The organism is Leisingera sp. ANG1 (assembly GCF_000203975.2).
Classification (GTDB): domain Bacteria; phylum Pseudomonadota; class Alphaproteobacteria; order Rhodobacterales; family Rhodobacteraceae; genus Leisingera.
On sequence record NZ_AFCF02000001.1, the window covers coordinates 457,744 to 473,036 of the forward strand.

Consider the following 15,293-nt stretch of genomic DNA (forward strand, 5'->3'; position numbering starts at 1 on the left):
TGTTCTCGGTCTGATTTGGAAGCGGTCTGAAGGGAAATGGCGGAGAGACAGGGATTCGAACCCTGGGTGGGCTTGCACCCACAACGGTTTTCGAGACCGCCCCGTTCGACCACTCCGGCACCTCTCCGCGGGGGTCTGGTGGGGCAGCGTTTAAGGTTGATTCCGGACCGGCGCAAGGGGCGATTTGCGCCTTTGGCAAAAAAAGCCCGATTTCCGTTGCCAGCCAAAGGTTTTTGCTTAGATTTGCACTATGCAGATGATCCTTCCGCTCCCCGCTTTCCTGATGCGTTTTCTGGCCGCGATGTGGCTTGGCTGCTGGGTTGTCACCCAGCCCGCCGCTGCTGCGGACCGTGCCCGGGTGGAGGCGTTTCTGGAGGTCACCGGCTTTGACGTGGCGCTTGACAGCATCGCGCTGTCTGCCTCCAGCGCTCCGGACATGCTAGGCGTTGATGCCGGCGCCTTCGGCAGCCAGTGGACCGAAATGTCGGAAGAAGTCTTTGATACCGCAGAGATGCGCGGCTTGGCCTTGGATATCTTGGAAAACACTCTGGACGATGAGGCTCTGGATCACGCCTCCGAGTTTTATGCCAGTGATCTGGGGAAACGGCTGGTGCGGGCGGAGAATTCCTCGCATCTGATCGAGGATGACGAGGTGAAGCAATTGGCTGGCAACCGCATCATCTCTGATTTGGTCAAGGCAGGCAGCAAGCGGGTGGCGATGTACCAGCGTATGGGCAGTGCAATTGACGCTGCTGGCAATGGTGTAAAGGCGCTGCAGCAGATCCAGTTCCGCTTCCTGATGGCAGCGTCCGCGGCTGGCGTGATCGACCTGGATCTCGACGCCGACGAACTGCGCGCGCTGATGAAAGAGCAGGAGGGCGACTTGCGCCTCAGCCTGCAGGCCTCCAGCCTGGCGGCCTCTGCCTATACCTATCAGGAGTTCTCGGATGCAGAAGTGCAGGCCTATGTCGAGGCGCTGGAGGAGGAGCCAATGCAGCGGGTCTATGAACTGCTGAATGCGGTCCAGTACGAGATCACTGCCAACCGGTTCGAGGAACTTGCCCACCGCATGGCGGAGCTGACACCGGGACAGGACATCTGATTTCCGCAGAGCGCCTGAAAAGCCTGTGGAAAACGGTTGACATACATGCCGATCCGAACCATAAGCCCGCATCCCGGCCCGGAATCCGTGCGCCGGGGTTTATTTGTCATACGCCCATTCAAGGGCGCGCTGTTCGAGGCGGCATATGCCGAAACGCCCGTAAGGGGGCCGTAGGACGCGGTTAGAAAAGGAAAGACGCACATGTTTGCGGTCCTCAAGACTGGCGGCAAGCAGTACAAGGTTCAGGCGGGCGACGTGCTCCGCGTTGAGAAACTTGCTGCAGATGCCGGCGACACCATCCAATTCGACGAAGTTCTGATGCTGGGCGGCGACGCTCCGGTTGTCGGTGCTCCGCTGGTTGACGGCGCAGCCGTCAAAGCTGAAGTGATCGAGCAGATCAAAGGCGAAAAGCTGATCCACTTCGTCAAGCGCCGCCGGAAGCACTCCTCCAAGCGTACCAAAGGCCACCGTCAGAAGCTGACCCTGGTCCGGGTCACCGAGATCCTGGCATCGGGCGCAACCAAAGCCGCACCGAAAGCTGCTGCCAAAGCCAAAGCTGCTCCGGCTGCTGAAGCTGCCGCAGGTTCGGACGACCTGACCGCCCTGACCGGTGTTGGTCCCGCAGCTGCCAAGAAACTGGCAGAAGCAGGCCTGACCACTTTCGCTCAGATCGCAGCCTTGTCCGAAGACGACATTGCTGGTATCGAGGCGATCAAAGTGAAGCCCGAGTGGGTTGAGCAGGCCAAAGAACTGGCTAAAGGCTAAGGAGAGAGAGAATGGCACATAAAAAAGCTGGCGGTTCCTCCCGTAACGGCCGCGACTCTGCTGGTCGCCGCCTTGGCGTGAAACTGTACGGTGGCCAGGCTGCCATCGCAGGCAACATCATCGTGCGTCAGCGCGGCACCAAATTCTGGGCCGGCGAAGGCGTGGGCATGGGCAAAGACCACACTCTCTTTGCAACTGCTGACGGTGCTGTGAGCTTCCGCAAGGGCCTGAAAGGCCGCACCTTTGTATCGGTTCTCCCAGTGGCGGAGGCCGCTGAGTAAGCCGACCCGAAGGGTAAAGAAATCTTTAGGGGGATCGGCTACACAGCCGGTCCCCTTTGCTGTTTTTGTCTGTGAGAATGTGATGAGTTTGCCCGGAAATACCGACGTTCGGACACGAGCAAGGATTGCTCACAACCGGCCAACGGGAAATTTTGCACAATTTGAACGCGGTATCTATTGCCGTGGCAGCTGTGCAGGCACATTTCAAACTTGCAGCTGCAAGAACAAGGGCTGAGGAGGAGCAGTTCCATGAACCTGGAGCAAATCGTGAACCAGCAGGCGATTGAGACAGACCGATTTATTCTGCGCCCGCTGCGCAAGTCAGACGCCGGGCTGATTGAGCATTATGTCAGCGACGAACGCGTCGCCCGCATGACCCGCTCGGTGCCGCATCCGCTGCCGCCCGGCGCGGCTGAGGCCTTTGTTACCCGAGCCATGGCTGAAGAGCGGGATGAGGACGTCTGGGTGATCGACGGCACCATCGAGGGTGACTCCGAGCTGAAGGGCGTGATCGGGCTCAAGCGGATGGACCGCAACCAGTCGGAAGTGTCCTATTGGACTGCGCCGCCGTTCTGGAACACAGGGCTGGCCTCTGCTGCGCTGAAGGCGCTGGTCGATGCCAACCCGCAGAAGAACGACGCGATGTTTGCCTCTGTGTTTCAGGATAACCCGGCCTCGGCCCGGGTGCTGATCCATTGCGGCTTTGACTATTTGGGCGACGCCGAAAGCTATTCGGTGGCGCGCGACGCCTCTGTCCCGACCTGGACCTACAGCCGAAAACTGTGATTGGCGCGGCACGCGCTTTGCGGTAAGGCAATCGAAACAGTCCCGCCAAGGCTCCGGGCCTTGGCGGGACACTTATACTGCGCGGACGGGCAGGGGCCTGCCGTATTAAGGAGCTGACATGAAATTCCTCGATCTGGCAAAGGTCTACATCCGCTCGGGCGCCGGCGGGAACGGCTGCGTCAGCTTCCGCCGCGAGAAATACATCGAATACGGCGGTCCGGACGGGGGCGACGGCGGCAAGGGTGGCTCTGTCTGGGCAGAGGTCACCGAGGGGCTGAACACTCTGATCGACTTCCGCTATCAGCAGCACTTCTTCGCCAAAAACGGTCAGTCCGGCATGGGCCGCCAGCGTACCGGCAAGGACGGCGACGATATTATTCTGCGTGTTCCCGTGGGGACGGAGATCCTGGACGAGGATCAGGAAACTGTTCTGGCGGACCTGACAGTTCCGGGTGAGCGTGTGCTGCTGGCCAAGGGCGGCAATGGCGGTTTCGGCAACCTGCATTTCAAATCTGCCACCAACCAGGCGCCGCGGCGCGCCAATTCAGGGCAGGAGGGCGTCGAGCGCACCATCTGGCTGAGGCTCAAGCTGATCGCGGATGCGGGTCTTCTGGGCCTGCCGAACGCGGGCAAGTCGACCTTCCTGTCTGCGACCTCCAACGCCCGCCCCAAGATCGCGGATTACCCGTTCACCACGCTGCACCCGAACCTGGGCGTGGTCGGCATCGACAACACCGAGTTTGTGGTTGCAGACATTCCGGGCCTCATTGAAGGCGCGCATGAGGGCAAAGGGATCGGCGATCGGTTCCTTGGCCATGTGGAGCGCTGTGCGGTGCTGCTGCACCTGATCGACGGCACCTCCGAAACTGTGGTTGAGGATTACGAGACCATCATCGGCGAGCTGGAGGCCTATGGCGGCGTGCTGGCCACCAAGACCCGGATCACGGCACTCAACAAGGTCGACGCCATCGATCCGGAGGAGCTGGACGAGAAACGCAAGGCCCTGGAAGCAGCCGTTGGCGGTCCGGTTTATCTGATGTCCGGCGTTAGCCGTCAGGGCGTAAACGAGGTCTTGCGCGCGCTGCGCAACGAGATTGACGATGACCGCTTGCGGATGAAACCCGCCGAGGAGGAAGAAACTTGGCAGCCCTGACGTCGGCAAAACGCATTGTCGTCAAGATCGGCTCGGCGCTGCTGGTGGACCGGGAAACCGGCGAGCTGCGCGCCGGCTGGCTGCATTCGCTGGCTAACGACGTTGCCTGGCTGAAATCGCGCGGTACCGATGTTGTGCTGGTGTCCTCTGGCTCCATCGCTCTGGGCCGCGGTGTGCTGGGGCTGCCGCGCGCCGACCTGCCTCTGGAACAGTCGCAGGCTGCGGCTGCCGTAGGTCAAATCCGACTGGCCCGCGCCTATGAGGAGGCGCTGGCGCCGCACCGGATCACCACCGCGCAAGTGCTGGTGACGCTGGAAGACAGCGAAAACCGCCGCCGTTACCTCAACTCCCGCGCGACATTGGAAACGCTGCTCGGAATGGGTGCGGTGCCCATCGTCAACGAAAACGACACCATCGCCACGGATGAGATCCGCTATGGCGACAACGACCGTTTGGCGGCGCAGGTTGCAGTGACGGTCGGGGCTGACGCTCTGATTCTGCTGTCCGATGTGGATGGTTTTTACAGTGCCAACCCGGCGCTGGACCCGGATGCCAAGCGCTACGACCGCATTGATGAGATCACACCTGAGATCGAGGCGATGGCGGGCGATGGCGTCTCCGGTCTCTCGAAGGGCGGGATGATCACCAAGCTGCTGGCTGCCAAGATGGCAACCGCCGCTGGCTGTGCTATGGCGATCACTGAAGGTTCGCCGTTGAACCCTCTGAAAACGCTGGAGGAAGGCACGCCTTGCACCTGGTTCACCGGGCAGGGTGATCCGCAGGCCGCGCGCAAGCGCTGGATCGCGGCGATGAAGACCCGCGGTGTTCTGACCATCGACGAAGGCGCGGCCCGCGCGCTGATGTCCGGCAAAAGCCTGCTGCCCGCAGGCGTCCGTCATGTGGAGGGTGACTTTGGCCGCGGTGATCCGCTGGCCATCCTTGGCCCAGACGGGCGCAAACTGGGGCAAGGGCTGTCGCGCTATACCGCCGAAGAGGCCCGTGCCATCCAGGGACGCCAGTCACAGGAGATCGAGTCGACGCTGGGCTATCCCGGTCGCGCTGCGCTGATCCACCGCGATGATATGGCGCTTTGACGGTACCACCTGATAGTTTATTCTAGCCGGGACGGCACCCAGTGCCAGACAGGGACCGGCAAGGGCACGAGACATATGAAAGACAATGAAAATATTCCCGCCGTAATGGCGGAGCTTGGCAAACGTGCAAAGCAAGCGGCGCAAGTCCTGGCGACGGCCAACGCTGAACGCAAACATGCAGCGCTGATTGGTGCAGCAGAAGCGGTCTGGAGCCGCCGGGCGGAGATCATCGCGGCCAACGCCAAGGATCTTGAGTTTGGCCGGAACAAGGGCCTGTCGGACGCTATGATGGACCGGCTGATGCTGGACGAGTCACGCATTCAGGGCATCGTTGATGGCCTGCGCGCGGTAGCGGAACAGCGCGATCCGGTTGGCGAGGTTATGGAGCAGTGGGAGCAGCCCACTGGCCTGAAGATCCAGCGCGTGCGCACGCCGCTGGGCGTGATTGGCGTGATCTATGAAAGCCGGCCCAATGTGACGGCGGATGCCGGCGCGCTCTGCCTGAAATCGGGCAACGCGGTGATCCTGCGCGGCGGCTCTGAAAGCTTCCATTCGTCGCAAGCCATCCATGCCTGCCTGGCAGAGGGGCTGAAGTCGGCAGGTCTGCCTGAAGACGCCGTGCAACTGGTCCCGACCCGCGACCGCGCTGCGGTGCAGGAACTGCTGACCATGACGGACTATGTGGACGTCATCGTGCCGCGCGGCGGCAAGGGGCTGGTCGGGCTTGTCCAGCGCGAGGCACGGGTGCCGGTCTTTGCCCATCTTGAGGGCATCGTGCACATCTACCTCGACAAGGCTGCCGATCCGCAGAAAGCACTGGATGTGGTCTTGAACGCCAAGACCCGCCGCACCGGTATCTGCGGTGCTGCCGAGTGCCTGCTGATTCATCAGGACATTGCGCCGACGCTGGGCAAGATGGTTCTGGACGCGCTGGCCTCTGCCGGCGTTGAAATCCGCGCCGAGGCAGGGCTGCCCGGACCGGACGGCATGATCTCCGCTACGGCCGATGACTGGGGTAAGGAATACCTGGATTCTATCATTGCTGCAAAGCAGGTGGCGGGCATAGATGAAGCGATCCAGCACATCCGCACGCATCACTCCCAGCACACCGATTGCATCATTACAGAGGATGAAGAGGCGGTTCAGAAGTTCTTTTCTGAACTCGACAGCGCCATCCTGATGCACAACGCCTCAACCCAATTTGCGGATGGCGGCGAGTTCGGGATGGGGGCAGAGATTGGCATTGCCACCGGAAAGATGCATGCCCGCGGACCCGTCGGCGCAACTCAGCTCACCAGCTTCAAATACCTGGTACGGGGCAACGGAACGACACGCGCCTGACCCTCAGAAATGCAAAACGCCGGGCGGATTGCCCGGCGTTTCTTTGGTCAGAATGCAGTGTTCAGAACTGCATTGTGATATTTTCCAGGTTCAATTCCAGCCGCACCGTGCGGCCTGCTTCCTTGGCGGCCTCCGGCAGCAAGGCGAACTGAACCAATGCCGGGGTAATCTCGGCGTTTGAGCTGCCGCCGCTCACGCGGGCCCACAGCTCATCATCAACCGTGACCTTGCGGCCTTCGCCCACCACCGTCCATTTGCCGTCGGCACAGAATATCTTGACCGTGCCGCCATAGGGCAGGGCGCTTTCCAGGCACAGCGCCGACAAGAACGCCAGCCGTGCCTCGCTGCGGGTGCAGCCCTCCAGCGGCGCCCATTGGTATTTGATGCGCCCGCCTTTGCTGACGTCCTCGAGCACGGAAACGACTTCGGCCCGTGGTGTTTGCTGGTCGCCGGCGGCTCCAAAAGCGATGCGGAAGAAGCGGATGCGCGCATTGGCATTGGCGACGCTATCGGAAATCAATTCCAGCTCCGGCCCCGACATGCTGCCGGCCATGCCCAGCAGTTCCAGACCGTTGTTGATGGCGCCGACCGGGCTGATCAAATCATGACAGATCCGCGACCCTACCAATGCGGCCAGATTGGCGTTATCTACACCCATAACTATTACTTCCTCCGAACTGGGCCATCCCCCTATGAATGACCTCAACGCTATTTTAGCCCCCGGCATGTATGTCCGGCACCCGGATCACCCTGAATGGGGCGTTGGCCAGGTGCAGTCGAACGCGGGCGGCAAGATCACTGTGAACTTTCCCGATCAGGGCAAGCTTGTGATTGACGGAGCGCGTGTCTCCCTTATTCCCGTCTTTGATCCATAACGGTTTATGAAGGGTTAACGTAATCCCTCAAATTCATCCCATTTTCTTCGGGCTCTTTGCCTTATTGATGCAAAGCGCTCAAGCCTGAACGACACGAAGGTGACCGAATGGCAGACACCATCCCGGAATTTTCCGTGAAAATCGCGGAAACAGAGGAAGAACTGCGGGCTGCGCAGGCGCTGCGCTATGACGTGTTCGTGCGCGAACTGGGCGGTGGCGGTGAGATGGTCGATCATGAGGCCGGGCTGGAACGGGATCGTTTTGATCCTTACTTCGACCACATGCTGGTGACGGATGTGGCCAAGGGCGCGGTAGTTGGGGTTTACCGGCTGCTGCGGGATGACCAGGCGGCAAGGGCGGGGCAGTTTTATTCTGAGGATGAATATGACCTGACCTTATTGAAGGCCTCGGGCCGCCGGCTGCTGGAACTGGGTCGTTCCTGCCTGCACCCGGACTACCGTGGCGGTATGGCGATGTTTCACCTTTGGTCCGGCTTGGCGGATTACGTCGAACAGCACGGTATAGAGGTGTTGTTCGGTGTTGCCAGTTTTCATGGAACGGATCCGCAGGCCCTGGCCAGTCCGTTGGCCATGCTGCATCACAACCATCTGGCACCTCCGGATCTGCGCGTGCGTTCAAAAGCATTTCAAAGCATGGACTTAGTTGTCATTGATGATCTCGATCGCAAGCGCGCCATGGTCGAAACTCCAGCGCTGATAAAAGCCTATCTGCGGCTCGGAGGTTTTGTCGGAGAAGGCGCCTACATTGATAGGGCATTCAACACAACTGACGTTTGCCTGGTGCTTGACACGGCAAGGATGAACGAGCGGCAGCGCCGGATCTATGCCGGAGGCCGCGGATGAGCATCAGTTGGCACAGTGAGGACAGGCCTGATCCGGTCCGGATCAACCCGTTGGGCTGGGTTCTGGTGCTGTTGCGCGGCCTGCCGCTGGCACTGCTGGTCTTCGGAGGGCTGCTGGTACTGCTGCTTCTGCGGCTGGCAGAGCGGCCGCTGTTCGGGCTCCAGCGGCCGGTCACGCCGTTTATAACCCAGTTTGTTTGCCGCAATGCGTTCCGGATTATGGGGATCCGCTATCAGACCCGCGGCACGCTGATGCGGCAGCGCGGGCCGGTTGTTGCCAACCACTCCTCCTGGCTGGACATTTTTGCCCTGAACGCGCGCAAGCGGATTTATTTCGTGTCCAAGGCCGAGGTTGCCGGATGGCCCGGCATCGGCTGGCTGGCGCGGGCCACCGGCACCGTATTTATCGAACGGAATCCCAAGAAAGCCAGAGAGCAGGCGGAACTGTTCGAGCATCGGCTGCAGGCCGGGCATAAACTTCTGTTCTTCCCGGAAGGCACGTCGACTGACGGGTTGCGCGTTCTGCGTTTCAAAACAACACTTTTTGCCGCGTTTTTCACCGATCAGCTCCGCAACGGCCTGTACGTTCAGCCGGTTTCGGTGGTGTATCACGCCCCCAAAGGCGCCCCCGCCCGCTTTTATGGCTGGTGGGGCGACATGGACTTCGGGCCGCACCTTCTTAAAGTTCTGGCCGCCGCGCGCCAGGGCACGGTTGAGCTGATCTATCACCCACCTCTGAAAGTAGCGGACTTTCCGGACCGCAAGGCGCTGGCGGCCCGGGCTGAGGAAATGGTGCGCAAAGGCCATCAGGACGCCTTGAAAGCCTGAAATCCGGGGTAGGGCGCCGATTTCTGCGGGACGCCTCTTGCCAGCTGGCGGTTTCTGATCTATAGGCGCGCCTACGAACCCGCAGGCGGGGTTTGGCCTGATCAGGGGAGACATCCCTGACGGACCCCCGGTTGGAGCATCCGCTCTGAACCCCCGCCGAGGATAGAAACCGGAAAGGATATAATAGCATGGCTCTTCCTGAGTTCACCATGCGTCAGCTGCTGGAAGCTGGCGTTCACTTCGGCCACCAGACTCAGCGCTGGAACCCGCGCATGTCGCCCTTCATCTATGGCGCGCGCAACGGCATCCACATCATGGACCTGACCCAGACTGTTCCGATGCTGGACCAGGCGCTGCAAGTCGTCCGTGACACCGTTGCCAAAGGCGGCCGCATCCTGTTCGTCGGCACCAAGCGCCAGGCAGCTGCACCGATTGCCGAAGCTGCTGAGAAGTCTGCTCAGTACTTCATGAACCACCGCTGGCTCGGCGGCACCCTGACCAACTGGAAAACCGTTTCCCAGTCGATCAACCGCCTGAAGGAAATCGACGAGAAGATGGCTGGCGGCGCCGAAGGCCTGACCAAGAAAGAGCGTCTGGGCATGGAACGCGACCAGGAGAAGCTGCAGGCCTCCCTGGGCGGCATCCGCGAAATGGGCGGTGTGCCGGACCTGCTGTTCGTCATCGACGTGAAAAAAGAAGCACTGGCCATCGCCGAAGCCAAGAAACTGGGCATCCCGGTTGTGGCTGTTGTCGACACCAACTGCTCCCCCGATGGCGTTGACTACATCATCCCGGGCAACGACGACGCTTCGCGCGCCATCTCGCTGTACTGCGACCTGGTTGCCCGCGCCGCTCTGGACGGCATGTCGGCTCAGCTGGGCGCTGCAGGCGTTGACCTGGGCGCGCTGGAAGAAGCACCGGCAGAAGAAGCCGTTGCTGAAGAAGCAGCAGCCGAAGCCTGATCCGTCCTGTCACGGAACTGACATGCGGGGCAGGGTATCACCTGCCCCAAATCTGTTTTTGAATTGAGGAGAGCCAAGAGATGGCAATCACTGCAGCAATGGTGAAAGAACTGCGCGAATCCACCGGCGCAGGCATGATGGACGCGAAGAAAGCGCTGGTCGAAAACGACGGCAACATGGAAGCCGCTGTTGACTGGCTGCGCACCAAAGGCCTGGCGAAAGCCGCCAAGAAATCCGGCCGCACCGCCGCAGAAGGCCTGGTGGCCGTTGTCGTCGAAGGCGGCAAAGGCGTTGCTGTTGAAGTGAACTCCGAAACCGACTTCGTTGCGAAAAACGGCGAGTTCCAGGAAATGGTTGGCAAAATCGCCACCGCAGCTCTGGGCGCTGCAGACATCGAAGGCCTGGCCGCAGCAGATCTGGGCGGCAAATCCGTTGCCGACACTCTGACCGACAAGATCGCCACCATCGGCGAAAACATGTCTCTGCGCCGCATGGAAGCGCTGGAAGGCGAGACCGTTGTGTCCTACGTCCACAACGCGGCCACCGCAGGCATGGGCAAGATCGGTGTTCTGGTTGCGATGAACGGCGGCGACGAAGCCATCGGCAAGCAGGTTGCGATGCACATCGCAGCTGTGAACCCGGCTGCGCTGTCCGAGGCTGACCTGGATGCTTCCATCGTTGAGAAGGAAAAGCAGGTTCAGATCGACATCGCACGTGAATCCGGCAAGCCGGAGCAGGTGATCGAAAAGATGATCGAAGGCCGCATGAAGAAATTCGTGGCGGAATCCACTCTGCTGAACCAGCAGTTCGTGGTGAACCCGGACCTGACCGTCGAAGCCGCCGCCAAGGAAGCTGGCGCCACCATCACCGGCTTTGTCCGGGTTGAAGTCGGCGAAGGCATCGAAGTTGAGAAGGAAGACTTCGCAGCCGAAGTTGCAAAGGCAGCTCAGGGCTGATCAGCCCTCCAGTCTGAAAATTGAAACCGGCAGGAACTCCTGCCGGTTTTTTTGTGCCCGGTGCAATGGCTGAACCCTGGCAGCGCGCGTCGGGACGCGCCAGTAATGGTCTGGTCTGGTCTGTTGGTCCGGGAGAAGGTGCGAGGGGCCCCGCTGATGGGGATGGGCAGGACCCCTCAGATATCGGGGCAGGACACGGATCTATACGTGCCTGCCCCCGATCAGGTAGGAGAGCCCTGTAATCGCAAGGTTCAATACCCAAAGTTCCTTGGCCAAAGCCACCACTCACGGAACATGTGCAAATTGCAATGAATTATCCTTTAACGGTAGTACTGAATACCATACTTCTTGACGCTAATTGGCGTCGTGTGGACATTGCAGCCGGAGGCAGCCACGCTAAAGCGTTTTACTGAAACCAAATTTTGGAAGAAGATCCAGATTTATAAGCCCGTGAAGTTTGGGCCGTGCCCAGTGTGCCCGCCTGCCAGGTTCAGGTGTCCATCACATACATCTGGTTATGCAAGGCTGCCTTCAGAACTGCTTGCGCAGTGGTCTCCACAGAAAGGGATTCCCTGGCGAGCCGCAGGTGTTTTTCAATTGTTGCAGGGGTCAGCCCCATCAGCAGGGCAATATCCTGAGTAGTTTTGCCGTCGCCAACCCATTGCAGCACCTCCCGTTGCCGTTTGGTCAGGCTCCGGTTCGGGGCCGTATAGGGCAGAGTGAGGATCTTCAGGTGCGCAACGTTGTTCATCAGCACGATATCTTCGCCCAGCTCCTGCCACAGGGCATCCACCTGATCCTGAGAAAGGCCCGGCCGCGCCGCCAGCGAAATTGCCCCCTTATAGCGCGGGGAAGTGGAATAGAAGCTGACAGTATAGCCAGCCGTCATGTCCAGTTCCTGATTGAACGCATGCACCTTTCGGGCTTCAGGCCCCAGCGTTCCATTGGCGGCCATTTCTTGCACAATCCGCCAGCTGCCGGCGCCTTCATTCTCCAGCGCCCAGCGAAGCATCGGCGCGTGAAAATAGAGCCCCCTGTGCAAAAAACCCTCAAGATACGCGTTGTTGTGGTTCGACAGGATGACAAAGTCGTCCGGATCGCCAAGCGAAGTTTCCGTCTTATAGCGGGTGTATCCATAGATCAGCCGGTCAAAACCATATTCCGCCATCTGCTGGACGTGCCCATGCCATAGCTCCTCCAGGCTCTGCGCACCGCAGAGGAAATTCAGATACTTTTGGAGCTTCATGCCGTGCCGGCCTCTTTCAAACGCGCGGCCAATGCGTCCAGCGCCAGCAAGTAGCCCTGGGCGCCAAAACCGCAGATTTGCCCCTGAGCTGCCTTGGAGATGTAAGAGGTATGGCGGAAGTCTTCGCGCGCATGAATGTTGGAGAGATGAACTTCAACTGCCGGAATTTCCACGGAAATCAGCGCATCCATAAGCGCTATCGACGTGTGCGTATAGGCTCCGGCATTCAGGATGATACCCTGGTGCTTGCCTCTTGCGTCATGAATGGCGTCAATCAGCGCGCCCTCATGGTTTGACTGCAGGCAGGAAACTTCCAGCCCCAGCTTTTGCGCGTGGGCGGTGCAGGCGTCTTCTACCATCGCCAGAGTAACAGAACCATAAACTTCCGGCTGGCGGGTGCCAAGCAGGTTCAAATTGGGTCCGTTCAATACCAGAATACTCGCCATAAGATTTATGTCCTTACCGTCTTTCCCTTTGAACTTCTAAGACAAATTTGTTTCGAAAGCGAATAGGCAAACGTCTTTGGAGGAAAAAAACTTGGCGTAACCAGCTTAGGGTTGAACGTTTGCGGTGAATTGGATGGCGGACAGCCTTTGCGCTGCCGCTGGCTGAACTCCCAGCACTGTTACCATGTATTTCGCTCGACCCGGTCTGCGCGGCAGCGCATATTGCGGAGAACCCGAGACGGCCGGCCTGCCGCAAAGAAGAGAGGGGCAGCAATGAAATCCGACCGCAGTCACAGGATCAAATCCTGGCAGCAGCGCTATGTAGATCAAAGGAAATATCCAGGCAGCGCCTTGTTGATCCGGCGCGGCAGCGAAGAAATTTATTTCCATGCAGTCGGACAGCGCAATGTCGAAGAAAACCTGCCGTTCACGCGTGATACCCTGGTGCGGCTCTATTCGATGACCAAGCCGGTGACATCAGTTGCCGTTATGAAACTTCTTGAGCAGGGCCTGTTTCACCTGGATGCCCCCGTAAGCGACTTTCTCCCGGAATTCTGCACCATGCGGGCGTTGGTGCCGGGGGCAACTGACTTAGATCAGACTGAACCGTGCCAGACACCAACGCTGCATCAGCTGCTGACACATACCAGCGGGTTGAGCTATCCGTTCAACCCCGGACTGCTGCCGGAGGCAATGGAGCAAGAGGATCTTCTGTTCAAACCGGACCACGGACCGCTGTCCGCCATGGTGGCACGTCTGGCGGAGCTGCCGCTGGCGTTCAAGCCCGGAAGCCGCTGGGAATACTCTGTGGCAACTGACGTGTTGGGCCGGGTTGTTGAGGTTGTGTCCGGCAAGCCCCTGGGCGACTTTCTGGCTGCTGAAATCTTTGAGCCGTTGGGCATGACTGAAACCGCGTTTCAGGTGCCTGAAGGGGCAGGGAACCGCTTTGCCTCTCTCTACACCCCGCTGGCAGGTGACGCGATGGCGCTCAATTCAGCTGATGCCGGCAGTGACAGCCTGCGCCTGACCGACAGCTACGGCAGTTCGCCGTTTGAACAGGTAACTATGCATTCCGGCGGCGGCGGGCTGATCGGAACAATTGACGATTACATGAAATTCGCTGAGATGCTCCGCCGCCGCGGGCGCTGTGGAGATGGCTTCATTATCAGCCCTCAAACCGCTGATTTTATGATGCAAAACCATCTTGATGGCGACATCGCTTCAATGGGGCCAAGCAGTTTCGCTGAACAGCCGATGGAGGGTATGGGTTTCGGCCTTGGCGGTGCTGTAGTGCTCAATCCGGCGCGCGCGCGCTGTCCAGGCTCCATCGGTGATTTCAGCTGGGGCGGGATTGCATCGACCTTTTTCTGGGTCGACCGGCAGCTTGAAACCTCGGTGGTATTCCTGACCCAGCTCGCGCCATCCAGCTCCTATCCGTCACGGCCAGAGCTCAAGGCGCTGGTGTATGGAGCCTTCACAGAATAGCGTCCGGGCGCAAACCCTGCCAAAATGACGGCCGGTCAAAGGAAAACACTGTAAATGTCTGATACTGCCAAAATCCTGCTGGATCTTCTGGACCTCGAAACGCTGGACACCAATCTCTACCGCGGGTCGGGATCCGGCGGCGAAACTCCGACACGCATTTACGGCGGCCAGGTGATCGCCCAGGCACTGGCAGCAGCATATGCCAGTGTTTCCGGAAGGTTATGCCACTCTCTTCACGCATATTTCATCCGGCCCGGGGATCCTTCAAGACCAGTGATCTATGAAGTCGATCCAGCTCGCGATGGCCGCAGCTTCACCACACGGCGGGTGGTGGCTATGCAGAACGGCAAACAGATCCTCAACCTTGCGGCGTCGTTTCATGCTGAAGAAGACGGCTGGGACTTTCAGCACGCTATGCCGGATGTTCCGGAGCCGGGCAGTTTGGAGCCGCGGCACGAGATCCTCAAGCGGAACGCCAGCCGGTTTGCACCGGAGCGGCAGGCTGAACTGCTGCGGGCACGGCCGTTTGAGATCCGGGAGGTTGAGCCGCGCGATCCTTTGTCACCGGAAGAAACCAGTGATGCCAACCAGATGTGGATCCGGATGGAAGCGGCACAGGGCGCAGGGCCTGAACTGCAGCACATTTTGCTGGCGTATGTGTCGGACTTCGGGCTGCTGGGATCCTCGATGCGTCCGCACGGGCTGACGTTTCACAATCCGAAAGCGATGACCGCCAGCCTGGACCATGCAATGTGGTTCCATGCACCGGTGCAGTTGCAGAACTGGCATTTGTATTCGATGGACGCGCCATTTACAGGCAAAGCTCGCGGGTTCAATCGCGGTTCTATCTTTTCCGAGGATGGACAATTGGTGGCCAGTGTTGCCCAGGAGGGTTTACTGCGGCCTATAAGGCGTTGATCTTATTTGAAAGTGATTGGCTTTCGTGTCTTGTCTTCCGCCATATTTACCATAATTCTGATTATAAGATATCCAGATCAGCGAATAGCAACGGTTCCTAACGAGAAACCAAAAAGAAAATGGCTCCCTCTGATCCAGAGGAAGCCAGTTGTCACCGGTCAGGCTCCTTCATTGACTGCCCGAAAGTTTTTTC

At 59.5% G+C, this 15,293-nt stretch carries 17 protein-coding genes and 1 tRNA gene; 14 read left to right on the forward strand and 4 right to left on the reverse strand.

Going from position 1 to position 15,293, the window contains the following annotated elements:
- Window positions 1-37: 37 nt before the first annotated feature.
- A tRNA-Ser gene (locus GC1_RS02230) sits at window positions 38-127 on the reverse strand.
- Between the two features lie 123 nt (window positions 128-250).
- Here GC1_RS02230 and GC1_RS02235 point away from each other — a divergent pair.
- The 7 genes from GC1_RS02235 to GC1_RS02265 all read left to right on the forward strand — a co-directional run bounded on the left by GC1_RS02235 (window position 251) and on the right by GC1_RS02265 (window position 6,522).
- A complete protein-coding gene (locus GC1_RS02235) occupies window positions 251-1,102 on the forward strand; it encodes a DUF2059 domain-containing protein (protein WP_019297809.1) in 852 nt (283 codons plus the stop codon).
- 201 nt (window positions 1,103-1,303) lie between these two features.
- Entirely contained in the window at window positions 1,304-1,867 is a 564-nt protein-coding gene (gene rplU / locus GC1_RS02240) for a 50S ribosomal protein L21 (protein WP_019297808.1), read from the forward strand.
- Window positions 1,868-1,878: 11 nt separating this feature from the next.
- The gene (gene rpmA / locus GC1_RS02245; RefSeq protein ID WP_019297807.1) at window positions 1,879-2,148 is read left to right on the forward strand and encodes a 50S ribosomal protein L27; all 270 of its coding nucleotides are present in this window, start codon (window positions 1,879-1,881) and stop codon (window positions 2,146-2,148) included.
- Window positions 2,149-2,397: 249 nt separating this feature from the next.
- Window positions 2,398-2,934, forward strand: a complete 537-nt coding sequence (locus GC1_RS02250; RefSeq protein ID WP_019297806.1) for a GNAT family N-acetyltransferase — start codon at window positions 2,398-2,400, stop codon at window positions 2,932-2,934.
- 118 nt (window positions 2,935-3,052) lie between these two features.
- Entirely contained in the window at window positions 3,053-4,087 is a 1,035-nt protein-coding gene (gene obgE, locus GC1_RS02255; protein WP_019297805.1) for a GTPase ObgE, read from the forward strand.
- Window positions 4,075-5,181, forward strand: coding sequence for a glutamate 5-kinase (gene proB, locus GC1_RS02260; protein WP_019297804.1), 1,107 nt, complete (start codon window positions 4,075-4,077; stop codon window positions 5,179-5,181). The genes obgE and proB overlap by 13 nt, the downstream gene beginning before the upstream one ends.
- Before the next feature lie 75 nt (window positions 5,182-5,256).
- Entirely contained in the window at window positions 5,257-6,522 is a 1,266-nt protein-coding gene (locus GC1_RS02265; protein WP_019297803.1) for a glutamate-5-semialdehyde dehydrogenase, read from the forward strand.
- Between the two features lie 61 nt (window positions 6,523-6,583).
- Here GC1_RS02265 and GC1_RS02270 read toward each other — a convergent pair whose 3' ends face one another.
- Entirely contained in the window at window positions 6,584-7,180 is a 597-nt protein-coding gene (locus tag GC1_RS02270; protein ID WP_019297802.1) for a histidine phosphotransferase family protein, read from the reverse strand.
- 34 nt (window positions 7,181-7,214) lie between these two features.
- Between GC1_RS02270 and GC1_RS02275 the strand changes: the two genes are divergently transcribed.
- From GC1_RS02275 to tsf, 5 genes are all read left to right on the forward strand, one after another.
- Window positions 7,215-7,397: a DUF3553 domain-containing protein gene (locus GC1_RS02275; protein ID WP_019297801.1), complete on the forward strand. Its 183-nt coding sequence runs from the start codon at window positions 7,215-7,217 to the stop codon at window positions 7,395-7,397.
- Between the two features lie 107 nt (window positions 7,398-7,504).
- Complete coding sequence (locus GC1_RS02280) at window positions 7,505-8,260, forward strand: GNAT family N-acetyltransferase (protein WP_019297800.1); 756 nt, start codon at window positions 7,505-7,507, stop codon at window positions 8,258-8,260.
- Window positions 8,257-9,087 (forward strand): lysophospholipid acyltransferase family protein, encoded by an 831-nt coding sequence (locus tag GC1_RS02285; protein ID WP_019297799.1) that lies wholly within the window; start codon window positions 8,257-8,259, stop codon window positions 9,085-9,087. The genes GC1_RS02280 and GC1_RS02285 overlap by 4 nt, the downstream gene beginning before the upstream one ends.
- 188 nt (window positions 9,088-9,275) lie before the next feature.
- Window positions 9,276-10,049: a 30S ribosomal protein S2 gene (rpsB, locus tag GC1_RS02290; protein WP_019297798.1), complete on the forward strand. Its 774-nt coding sequence runs from the start codon at window positions 9,276-9,278 to the stop codon at window positions 10,047-10,049.
- A gap of 80 nt (window positions 10,050-10,129) precedes the next feature.
- Window positions 10,130-11,005, forward strand: coding sequence for a translation elongation factor Ts (gene tsf / locus GC1_RS02295; protein ID WP_019297797.1), 876 nt, complete (start codon window positions 10,130-10,132; stop codon window positions 11,003-11,005).
- Between the two features lie 490 nt (window positions 11,006-11,495).
- Here tsf and GC1_RS02300 read toward each other — a convergent pair whose 3' ends face one another.
- Window positions 11,496-12,251, reverse strand: coding sequence for a LuxR family transcriptional regulator (locus GC1_RS02300; protein WP_019297796.1), 756 nt, complete (start codon window positions 12,249-12,251; stop codon window positions 11,496-11,498).
- Complete coding sequence (gene aroQ / locus GC1_RS02305; RefSeq protein ID WP_019297795.1) at window positions 12,248-12,697, reverse strand: type II 3-dehydroquinate dehydratase; 450 nt, start codon at window positions 12,695-12,697, stop codon at window positions 12,248-12,250. Before aroQ ends, GC1_RS02300 begins: the two co-directional genes overlap by 4 nt.
- Before the next feature lie 273 nt (window positions 12,698-12,970).
- Between aroQ and GC1_RS02310 the strand changes: the two genes are divergently transcribed.
- A complete protein-coding gene (locus GC1_RS02310) occupies window positions 12,971-14,182 on the forward strand; it encodes a serine hydrolase domain-containing protein (protein ID WP_019297794.1) in 1,212 nt (403 codons plus the stop codon).
- A gap of 54 nt (window positions 14,183-14,236) precedes the next feature.
- Entirely contained in the window at window positions 14,237-15,100 is an 864-nt protein-coding gene (locus GC1_RS02315; protein ID WP_019297793.1) for an acyl-CoA thioesterase, read from the forward strand.
- Window positions 15,101-15,293: the final 193 nt, after the last annotated feature.

What these genes read in the sequence shown, in the direction of transcription:
- tsf (WP_019297797.1), top strand. Translation starts at nt 10,130, where the DNA reads ATGGCAATCACTGCAGCAATGGTGAAAGAACTGCGCGAATCCACCGGC.
- aroQ (WP_019297795.1), bottom strand. Translation starts at nt 12,697, where the DNA reads ATGGCGAGTATTCTGGTATTGAACGGACCCAATTTGAACCTGCTTGGC.
- GC1_RS02270 (WP_019297802.1), bottom strand. Translation starts at nt 7,180, where the DNA reads ATGGGTGTAGATAACGCCAATCTGGCCGCATTGGTAGGGTCGCGGATC.
- GC1_RS02265 (WP_019297803.1), top strand. Translation starts at nt 5,257, where the DNA reads ATGAAAGACAATGAAAATATTCCCGCCGTAATGGCGGAGCTTGGCAAA.
- GC1_RS02250 (WP_019297806.1), top strand. Translation starts at nt 2,398, where the DNA reads ATGAACCTGGAGCAAATCGTGAACCAGCAGGCGATTGAGACAGACCGA.
- obgE (WP_019297805.1), top strand. Translation starts at nt 3,053, where the DNA reads ATGAAATTCCTCGATCTGGCAAAGGTCTACATCCGCTCGGGCGCCGGC.
- GC1_RS02285 (WP_019297799.1), top strand. Translation starts at nt 8,257, where the DNA reads ATGAGCATCAGTTGGCACAGTGAGGACAGGCCTGATCCGGTCCGGATC.
- GC1_RS02235 (WP_019297809.1), top strand. Translation starts at nt 251, where the DNA reads ATGCAGATGATCCTTCCGCTCCCCGCTTTCCTGATGCGTTTTCTGGCC.
- rpsB (WP_019297798.1), top strand. Translation starts at nt 9,276, where the DNA reads ATGGCTCTTCCTGAGTTCACCATGCGTCAGCTGCTGGAAGCTGGCGTT.
- GC1_RS02280 (WP_019297800.1), top strand. Translation starts at nt 7,505, where the DNA reads ATGGCAGACACCATCCCGGAATTTTCCGTGAAAATCGCGGAAACAGAG.
- GC1_RS02275 (WP_019297801.1), top strand. Translation starts at nt 7,215, where the DNA reads ATGAATGACCTCAACGCTATTTTAGCCCCCGGCATGTATGTCCGGCAC.
- GC1_RS02310 (WP_019297794.1), top strand. Translation starts at nt 12,971, where the DNA reads ATGAAATCCGACCGCAGTCACAGGATCAAATCCTGGCAGCAGCGCTAT.
- rplU (WP_019297808.1), top strand. Translation starts at nt 1,304, where the DNA reads ATGTTTGCGGTCCTCAAGACTGGCGGCAAGCAGTACAAGGTTCAGGCG.
- GC1_RS02300 (WP_019297796.1), bottom strand. Translation starts at nt 12,251, where the DNA reads ATGAAGCTCCAAAAGTATCTGAATTTCCTCTGCGGTGCGCAGAGCCTG.
- rpmA (WP_019297807.1), top strand. Translation starts at nt 1,879, where the DNA reads ATGGCACATAAAAAAGCTGGCGGTTCCTCCCGTAACGGCCGCGACTCT.
- GC1_RS02315 (WP_019297793.1), top strand. Translation starts at nt 14,237, where the DNA reads ATGTCTGATACTGCCAAAATCCTGCTGGATCTTCTGGACCTCGAAACG.